Annotated in this window: 1 protein-coding gene; it reads right to left on the reverse strand. The window is 75.6% G+C overall.

The annotated features are described in order from the left end of the window. On the reverse strand, positions 1-454 hold a 454-nt coding region (locus tag SACPADRAFT_RS32065; RefSeq protein WP_040923871.1), incomplete at both ends, for an FAD-dependent oxidoreductase.

Below are 454 nucleotides of genomic sequence, written 5' to 3' on the forward strand. Positions count from 1 at the left end.
CGACGTCGAGGGCCAGCACGACCGCGTCGGCGGGCACCGTCCGGCCGGCCGTGGCCAGCCGGAACGGCGCCCCCGGTGTCTCCGGCGGCGTGACCGCGTGCACCGGGGTGCCGGTGTGCACGGTCGCGCCGTGCCGGTCGAGCCGTCCCACCAGCGGGTCCCACAACCGGTCGAACGGCCGCTCGGGGACGTCGAACAACAGCCCCTCGGCCGAGCCGAGGAAGTACAGGTGGAACATCACGGCCAGCTCGGCCGCGGACAACGCCTCCGGCCGCGCGAAGAAGCTGCGGGAGAACACGTCGAAGGCCAGATGCCGGGCGGTGTCCGGGAAACGGATGCGGTCCAGGAACGTGTGCGCGTCCAGGTCGTCGAGCCGCCGGTAGATGTCGGGCACCCGCACGTCCGCCAGGGGCGCCGCCGCGCCCGGGGCGAGCCGCCGCAGCGCACGGGCGCC

It is taken from the genome of Saccharomonospora iraqiensis subsp. paurometabolica YIM 90007 (assembly GCF_000231035.2).
GTDB classification, from domain to species: domain Bacteria; phylum Actinomycetota; class Actinomycetes; order Mycobacteriales; family Pseudonocardiaceae; genus Saccharomonospora; species Saccharomonospora paurometabolica.